Source organism: Streptomyces acidicola, assembly GCF_009377235.1.
GTDB classification, from domain to species: domain Bacteria; phylum Actinomycetota; class Actinomycetes; order Streptomycetales; family Streptomycetaceae; genus Streptomyces; species Streptomyces acidicola.
Genome location: NZ_VMNX01000333.1, coordinates 1 through 7,867, shown reverse-complemented (window position 1 = coordinate 7,867; position 7,867 = coordinate 1). Strand labels below are relative to the sequence as shown.

Annotated in this window: 8 protein-coding genes; 7 read left to right on the top strand and 1 reads right to left on the bottom strand. The window is 70.7% G+C overall.

Annotated features, from left to right (window positions below):
• The first annotated feature begins 36 nt into the window (after positions 1–36).
• From FPZ41_RS42615 to FPZ41_RS42590, 7 genes are all read left to right on the top strand, one after another.
• Positions 37–1,452 (top strand): glucoamylase family protein, encoded by a 1,416-nt coding sequence (locus FPZ41_RS42615; protein ID WP_152869793.1) that lies wholly within the window; start codon positions 37–39, stop codon positions 1,450–1,452.
• Positions 1,453–1,630: 178 nt separating this feature from the next.
• Positions 1,631–2,779 (top strand): LacI family DNA-binding transcriptional regulator, encoded by a 1,149-nt coding sequence (locus FPZ41_RS42610; protein ID WP_152869791.1) that lies wholly within the window; start codon positions 1,631–1,633, stop codon positions 2,777–2,779.
• Positions 2,776–2,916 carry a hypothetical protein gene (locus FPZ41_RS47590; protein ID WP_194236413.1) on the top strand — a complete coding sequence of 47 codons (141 nt, stop codon included), beginning with the start codon at positions 2,776–2,778 and terminating at the stop codon, positions 2,914–2,916. The genes FPZ41_RS42610 and FPZ41_RS47590 overlap by 4 nt, the downstream gene beginning before the upstream one ends.
• Before the next feature lie 239 nt (positions 2,917–3,155).
• On the top strand, positions 3,156–3,869 hold the full coding sequence (locus FPZ41_RS42605; protein ID WP_152869789.1) for a M50 family metallopeptidase: 714 nt from the start codon (positions 3,156–3,158) through the stop codon (positions 3,867–3,869).
• Between the two features lie 218 nt (positions 3,870–4,087).
• On the top strand, positions 4,088–5,428 hold the full coding sequence (gene aroA, locus FPZ41_RS42600; protein WP_152869787.1) for a 3-phosphoshikimate 1-carboxyvinyltransferase: 1,341 nt from the start codon (positions 4,088–4,090) through the stop codon (positions 5,426–5,428).
• Between the two features lie 16 nt (positions 5,429–5,444).
• Complete coding sequence (rsgA, locus tag FPZ41_RS42595) at positions 5,445–6,455, top strand: ribosome small subunit-dependent GTPase A (RefSeq protein WP_152869785.1); 1,011 nt, start codon at positions 5,445–5,447, stop codon at positions 6,453–6,455.
• Between the two features lie 154 nt (positions 6,456–6,609).
• Positions 6,610–6,933, top strand: a complete 324-nt coding sequence (locus FPZ41_RS42590; RefSeq protein ID WP_131571583.1) for a DMT family transporter — start codon at positions 6,610–6,612, stop codon at positions 6,931–6,933.
• A 94-nt stretch (positions 6,934–7,027) separates the two neighbouring features.
• On the opposite strand, the gene FPZ41_RS42585 is transcribed toward FPZ41_RS42590, so the two are convergent.
• Positions 7,028–7,636, bottom strand: a complete 609-nt coding sequence (locus tag FPZ41_RS42585; protein ID WP_152869783.1) for a TetR/AcrR family transcriptional regulator — start codon at positions 7,634–7,636, stop codon at positions 7,028–7,030.
• Positions 7,637–7,867: the final 231 nt, after the last annotated feature.

Here is a 7,867-nt window from a genome sequence, read left to right as displayed (position 1 = left end):
CCTCCCCTCCCCTCCCCTCAGAGGAGTTGATCCCGTATGAACCGCCGTCGTTTCCTCACGGCTGCCACCGCGGCGGCAGCGGCCGCCGGCGTCACCGGTCCCTCCGCTTTCGCCGACACGGCCTCCCGTGCCGCCTCGGACACCGAGACGCTGCGCACCTGGTTCGAAGCCACCTACCGCTCGATGACGGCCATGACCACGGCCTTCGGCCTGACCGCGGACAAGATCGACGTCAGCGGCACCGGCACGCCCGTCCCCTCGACGCAGACCTCCCCGACCAACATCGGCTGCGGGCTGTGGTCCACGGTGGCCGCGGCCGGCCTCGGCGTCATCTCCCCCTCGGTCATGCACGACCGCCTCGTCCGCACGGTCACGGCCGTGGAGCGGCTCGAACGCGCCCACGGCTTCTGGTTCAACTGGTACGACGCCCACGACGGCTCGGTCCTCACGACATGGCCGGAGAGCGGAAGCACCGTCCGCCCGTTCCTGTCCACCGTCGACAACGCCTGGCTGGTCACCGGCCTGAAGATCGCCGCCGACGCCGATCCGGCGCTGCGTCCGCGCATAGCCCGGCTCCTCGACGGAGCAGACTGGTCGTACTACTACACCCCCTTCGACCCGGCGGACCCGTTCGCCGGCCCCGGTCAGATGCGCGGCGGCTACTGGCCCGACAAGCCCGGCAAGGGCGAACCCACCGGCCACCACTACGGAGCCCTCAACACCGAGCCGCGCATGGCCAGTTACCTCGGCATCGCCGACGGCTCGCTGCCCACCGACCACTACTGGCACATGTACCGCACCCTGTTGCCGGAGTGGGGACAGGAACAGCAGCCCGGTGGCTCCTACGTCACCATCGACGGCGTACGCGTCTGGCAGGGCCACTACACCTACCGGGGCCGCAAGCTCGTTCCCACCTGGGGCGGATCGATGTTCGAGGCCCTGATGGTGCCCCTGTTCGTGCCCGAGGCGGAGTGGTCACCGAACTCCTGGGGCACCACCCACCAGCGCTATGTGCGCAGCCAGATCGAACACGGCCTGATCGAGGAGAAGTACGGCTACTGGGGCTTCTCGCCCGCCAACATCCCCGAGGGGGGATACCGCGAGTACGGCGTCGACGCGATCGGCATGCAGGAGGACGGTTACAACAGCCTCGGCGTCGTCACTCCCCACGCCTCCTTCCTGGCCCTGCCCCAGGCACCCGAAGAGGCCATCGCCAACCTCCGGGCCCTCGCCCGGGACTTCGGCGCTTACGACGACCGCTACGGCTTCCGCGACTCCGTCAACGTCACGACGGGCCGCGTCAGCGACTTCGTTCTCGCCCTGGACCAGGGGATGATCGCTGCCGCCCTGGCCCAGCACCTGCGCCCCGGCCTCCTGCAACGCCCCTTCCGCACGGGCGGCTTCCAGTCCCGGGTGCGGCCCACGCTGGCCAAGGAACGCTTCAGCATCTGAACTCTCGGTCGGGCTGCGCCTCGCCCCGGGCGGGGCGCAGCCCGCCACAGCGCCGCCCCACCGCAGCATCGCTCCGCCGTGGCATCGCTCCGCCGTGGCATCGCCCCACCGCAGCGTCGCCCCGACCCCGGCCGAGCCACGTATCGCTTGCCCGCGGATTAGACGAGATCTAGGATGAATGCGCTTACAATCGTATGCGCGCGCATACCCGTCGCCTCGGGAGTCCCTTTTCGTGAGCTCTGCCCCAACGGTGTACGACGTCGCCGCACGGTCCGGGGTGTCCATCGCAACCGTGTCCCGGGTGTACCGCAATCCGGACTCCGTCCGCGCCGAGACACGTGAACGCGTACTGACGGCGGCCCGTGCACTCGGTTACGTACCCAGCGGCAACGCCCGTGGGCTCGCCAGCCGCTCCACCGGCATCCTCGGCCTCTGCTTCCCGGACTACTCCGACCCGGACACCGAGGCGACCGAGGCGGAGGACGAGGACGCGGCCATGCTCTACTCCGACCAGATCATCCGGGGCATGGAACGGGCAGCACGCCGCCACGGTTACGCGCTGCTGATCGCCGCGTCCCTCAAGGGAGGGCCGGAGAGCCTGGTGGCCAAGGTCGCCGGCCGCGTCGACGGGTTCGCGGCGCTCGCCCGTACCGTGCCCACGGAGGACCTGGAGGTCATCTCCCGCCGTCAGCCCGTGGTGATGCTGGCCGGCCCCCGTGAAGGCACCGATCATCTGGACCATCTGGACCACATCGAGGTCGCCAACTTCGACGGCCAGAAGGAGCTGACCCGGCACCTCATCGAGGACCACGGCCTGCGCCGGCTCGCGTACATCGGCTCCGCGGAGGAGTCGCCGGACGTGGAGGCCCGTTTCCGCGGGTACCTCGAAGCGTGCCGGGACGGCAGGCTGAACGTGGGGCCCGAGCCCGATCTGCGGGTGCGGATGATGAGACAGGCGGACGGCGCACGCGCCGTGGACGCCCTGTGCGCCCCGGACCGTGAGCGCCCCGAGGCCCTGGTGTTCGCGAACGACCAGATGGCCGTCGGTGCCCTGCACGCGCTGGAGAAGCGGGGTCTGCGGGTTCCGGAAGACATGGCCGTCACGGGCTTCGACGGCATTCCGCTCAGCCGCCTGGTACGCCCGGCACTGACCACCGTGCATCAGCCGATGCTGCGCATGGGCGAGGAGGCGGTGGAACTGCTGGTGAAGCGGCTGAGCGGTGCACGCGATACCGAGCCGGTGTCACTGATGCTCCCCGTGACGGTCGTACGGCGAGACAGTTGCGGGTGCGGCAAGGGAGAGGTCGCGCACACGGACATTCCGTGACGCCTCTGCGCCGCGGCCGTCCGATCAGCCTGCTCAGCTACCGCGCCCGCCTGGGACGCGAACGCGTACGTGCTGCCGCCGCCGCGTTCCCGCGCACCACCGACCCGGCACGGGACGGGACGCCTTTCCCGGGGTGATCTCAGGTGCCTCCAGCCCGGCACACAGCCGGCACACAGTCAGCACCGGTAGCGCATGGCCCCCGGTCCACTCCGGCATCTAGCGCTGTGACCTGCGCATTTACTGCCAGGAACGATCGCTGCCGACTCAGCGTCTCAGATACCGTCCGCGCAGACGTGCCACACTGCCAGGCCACCCGTCACCCGACCGCCCCTCTATCGATGTGACTATCGATGCGACCAAGGGAGCCAACCCCCACATGGACACCACCTCGCTGGCCGACCTCTGGGACGAGGTGTTCGGAACCCAGCCCGACCCCGACCTGTGGGTAGTGATCGTCACCGCGGTCGTCGCGCTCGTCGCGATCGTCCCGCAGGGCATCTGGCGGCTCTCACGCAACGCCATCACCATCGCCCACGAGGGCGGCCACGGACTGGTCGCACTCCTCACCGGCCGCACCCTCACGGGCATACGTCTGCACTCGGACACCAGCGGTCTCACGGTCAGCCGGGGCAAGCCGACCGGGCTCGGCATGATCCTCACGGCGGCCGCGGGCTACACCGCTCCCCCGCTGCTCGGCCTCGGCGGTGCCGCGCTACTCGCCGCCGGGCACATCACCGCGCTGCTGTGGCTGGCGACGCTGCTGCTCGTGGCGATGCTGGTGATGATTCGCAACGCGTACGGGGCGGTCACGGTGCTGGTGACCGGCGGCACGTTCGTGCTGGTGTCCTGGCTCGCCGGGACCCAGGTGCAGGCGGCGTTCGCGTACGTGGTGGTGTGGTTCCTGCTGCTGGGCGGCGTACGGCCGGCCTTCGAACTCCAGGCCAAGCGGCGCCGGGGTGGCGCGGGAGACTCGGACGCGGACCAGCTGGCACGGCTGACACACGCACCGGCGGCGATGTGGCTGTTCTTCTTCCACGCGGTGTCGCTGTGCTCGCTGCTGGGCGGCGGTCGGTGGCTGCTGGAGGTGTGAGGCAGCGCCTCCGAAGTGGAGGCTGCGGCCCGTAAGGCACGTGGGGCTGTAGGCGCACGTGGCTGTAAGCGCGCGGGGCTGTGTCGATGTGCGGCTCCGTCGATGTGCGGCTCCGCCGCGACGGGGTCCCCCTGTTCGACCGAAGCCGAGAGCTTGGGGGAGCGACCAGCGACGACGGCGTCGCACCCGAAAGAGAGCCGACCACTAAAGTGGGGCCCATGGCCCCGAACAACGCACACACCGCCCTCTGGCCCGCCCCGCACGCGAGCGGAGCCGTCGACGCGACGGTCCACGTGCCCGGGTCCAAGTCGGTCACCAACCGCGCACTGGTGCTGGCCGCCCTCGCCTCCGAGCCCGGCTGGCTGCGCCGCCCGCTGCGGTCCCGCGACACGCTGCTGATGGCGGCCGCGCTGCGCGCGATGGGTGTGGAGATCGAGGAGACGGTGTCGTCCAGCTCCTCCGCCGCGGGCGGCCCGGACGGCGCCGGCGAGGCCTGGCGTGTGCTGCCCACGGGTCTGCAGGGTCCCGCCACGGTGGACGTCGGGAACGCGGGCACGGTGATGCGATTCCTGCCCCCGGTGGCCGCCCTCGCCGACGGCCCCATCCGCTTCGACGGCGACCCCCGTTCGTACGAGCGCCCTCTGAACGGCGTGATCGACGCCCTGCGCGTCCTCGGTGCCCGTATCGACGACGACGGCCGGGGAGCGCTCCCGCTGACGGTCCACGGCAGCGGCGCACTGGACGGCGGCCGGGTCGAGATCGACGCGTCGTCGTCCTCCCAGTTCGTGTCGGCCCTGCTGCTGTCCGGGCCGCGCTTCAACCAGGGCGTCGAGGTGCGCCACACCGGCTCGACGCTGCCCTCCCTCCCTCACATCCGTATGACGGTCGACATGCTGCGCGCGGTCGGCGCCCAGGTGGACACCCCCGAGTCGGGCGGCGAGCCGAACGTCTGGCGGGTGACGCCGGGCGCGCTGCTGGGCCGCGACCTGACCATCGAACCGGACCTGTCGAACGCCCAGCCGTTCCTGGCCGCGGCCCTGGTGACCGGTGGCAGGGTCATCGTCCCGGACTGGCCCGCCCGCACCACCCAGCCGGGCGACCAACTGCGCGAGATCTTCACCGAGATGGGCGGTACCTGCGAACTCACCGAGTACGGGCTGGAGTTCACCGGCTCGGGCGCGGTCCACGGCATCGACGTGGACCTGGGCGAGGTCGGCGAACTGACTCCCGGCATCGCCGCGGTCGCGGCCCTCGCCGACTCCCCCTCGACGCTGCGCGGAGTGGCCCACCTGCGCCTGCACGAGACGGACCGGCTGGCCGCGCTCACCAAGGAGATCAACGAGCTCGGCGGCGATGTCACGGAGACCGCCGACGGCCTGCACATCCGCCCGCGCCCGCTGCACGGCGGTGTCTTCCACACGTACGACGACCACCGCATGGCCACCGCGGGTGCGATCATCGGCCTCGCGGTGAAGGACGTGCAGATCGAGAACGTGGCGACGACGGCCAAGACCCTCCCGGACTTCCCCGACCTGTGGACCGGGATGCTCGGGAACTGACGGGCGGACCGGGATCATGCGCCGCTACGGCAAGCACACCGACGAGGACGACGTCAGGGTCCGCCCCAGCCGCAAGGGCAACCGTCCCCGTTCGAGCATCCGCCCCAAGCACGAGGACGCGGCCGACGGGATGGTCCTCACTGTCGACCGCGGCCGGCTGACCTGCCTCGTCGAGGACCGCGTGGTCATGGCGATGAAGGCCCGCGAGCTGGGCCGCAAGGCCGCGGTGGTCGGTGACCGCGTGGCCCTGGTCGGCGACCTCTCCGGCAGGAAGGACACGCTCGCCCGCATCGTCCGTATCGCCGACCGCACCTCGGTGCTGCGGCGCACGGCCGACGACGACGATCCGTTCGAGCGCGTCGTCGTCGCCAACGCCGACCAGCTCGCCATCGTCACCGCCCTCGCCGACCCCGAGCCCCGCCCTCGCCTCATCGACCGCTGTCTGGTCGCGGCGTACGACGGCGGACTGGAGCCTCTGCTGGTGCTGACGAAGTCGGACCTGGCCCCGCCCGACAAACTCCTGGAGCTGTACGGCGACCTGGACATCCCCTACGTCGTCACCAGCCGCGAGGAGCTGGAGAACGGCGACGCGGCGGGCCGGGTACGCGAACAGCTCGACGGCAAGATCACGGCGTTCGTCGGCCACTCCGGCGTGGGCAAGACGACGCTGGTCAACGCACTCGTACCCGAGGAACGACGCCGCAGCACCGGACACGTCAACGCGGTGACCGGCCGCGGCCGCCACACGACGACGTCGGCGCTGGCGCTGCCCCTGACGGAGTCGGACGGCTGGGTGGTCGACACCCCGGGCGTACGGTCCTTCGGTCTGGCGCACATCGATCCGTCGCGCGTGATCCACGCCTTCCCCGACCTGGAACCGGGAACCGAGGGCTGTCCCCGTGCGTGCAGTCATGACGAACCGGACTGCGCGCTGGACGAGTGGGTGGCGACGGGGCATGCGGACCCGGCCCGCCTGTACTCCCTGCGCCGACTGCTGGCGACACGGGAGCGGCACGAAGGTGACTGACAGAGAGGCCGCCGACAGGGGAGGCGACTGACGGGAAGGCGGCTGACCTCTGCGTTGTTTGCCTTCATACCTGGCCGGTAAGTGCATAATCGCACCGAGCCGATCCAAGTCAGACGAAGCGGTCACGGAACGTGGGGACGCGGGAGGACGAGACATGGCGTGGCTGCTGGTCATCGTTGCGGGGATACTGGAGACCGGCTTCGCCGTCTGCCTGAAGCTGTCGCACGGCTTCACCAGACTCTGGCCGACCGTCGCGTTCTGCGCCTTCGCCCTCGGCAGCTTCGGCCTGCTGACCCTCTCGCTGAAGAAACTCGACGTGGGCCCCGCCTACGCCGTGTGGACGGGCATCGGGGCGGCCGGCACCGCGATCTACGGCATGGTCTTCCTCGGCGACATCGTGTCCACGCTGAAGCTCGTCTCGATCACGCTGGTGATCGTGGGGGTCATCGGGCTCCAACTGTCGGGTTCGGCACACTAGTTGAGAACTGGCTGAGCACTGATTGTGCACTGGTTGAGCACTGATTGTGCACTGACTGAGGGCCCGTTGAGGACTCGTCGAGGACTCGTTGAGCTCACCCCGAGCGTGTCGGGTGCCGTGGCAGGACGGTGCGCACCAGTGCCGTGACGCCGCCCTCGCCCGGGGGCGCGGACACGCAGGACAGGGCCAGGCGGACGACGAGTTCGCAGGAGCGGGCCAACTCCGCCGCGTCGGTCTTGCCGGGGCCGGAGAGGACGGCGACCGCACGGTCGCGGGCCAGGGCCACTAAGTCGGCGGGTGAGGGCAGGGGGCCGTCGGCGCGGCGCTGTGCGGGCACCGCGGACGACGAGGGCACCGCGGTGAGCGTGGGCGAGGGCAGACGTTCGCTCCAGCAGCCGGTGAGCATGGCCTTGATGAGAGCGTTGCCGCGTGCGGCCGATACGGTCCACTCTGCAACGGCGGCCAGGCGCTCGCGGGGATCGGCGGGTATGGCCAGCGCCCGGTCGACACCGGCGAGATAGGCATCGGCCTCACGGCGCACCAGGGCGCGCGCGAGCCCCTCCTTGCTGCCGAACTCGTTGTAGAGCGTCTGCCGGGACACTCCGGCCACGGCGGCGACGTCGACCATGCGCACGGCGGGCCACGGACGGCGCGCGAGCGCCGTGTAGGCGGCGTCCAACAGGGATTCCCGCGCTGCAGGCATCATCGCCTCCCTCTGCCGAGCGGCGGCTCTGGACCTCAGATTTGACGCGCACCGAGGCACTGTCAAGGGCTCTCGGCAAGGCAGAGGGGCTTGTGTTCGGCCAACATGCGCGGTGGCGTGGGAGGGTGCGGGGGCGCGTGGTGGCACTTGGAGAAGGCGTCGGGAAGTGTCTCGGGGAGGACCTCGGGGACGCCTGCCCACAGCGACTCGCTGCCCCTGGGAACCTCACCC

Coding starts and splice junctions, on each gene's coding strand:
- FPZ41_RS42615 (WP_152869793.1), top strand. CDS start 37: ATGAACCGCCGTCGTTTCCTCACGGCTGCCACCGCGGCGGCAGCGGCC.
- FPZ41_RS42610 (WP_152869791.1), top strand. CDS start 1,631: ATGCGCTTACAATCGTATGCGCGCGCATACCCGTCGCCTCGGGAGTCC.
- FPZ41_RS42605 (WP_152869789.1), top strand. CDS start 3,156: ATGGACACCACCTCGCTGGCCGACCTCTGGGACGAGGTGTTCGGAACC.
- aroA (WP_152869787.1), top strand. CDS start 4,088: ATGGCCCCGAACAACGCACACACCGCCCTCTGGCCCGCCCCGCACGCG.
- rsgA (WP_152869785.1), top strand. CDS start 5,445: ATGCGCCGCTACGGCAAGCACACCGACGAGGACGACGTCAGGGTCCGC.
- FPZ41_RS42590 (WP_131571583.1), top strand. CDS start 6,610: ATGGCGTGGCTGCTGGTCATCGTTGCGGGGATACTGGAGACCGGCTTC.
- FPZ41_RS42585 (WP_152869783.1), bottom strand. CDS start 7,636: ATGCCTGCAGCGCGGGAATCCCTGTTGGACGCCGCCTACACGGCGCTC.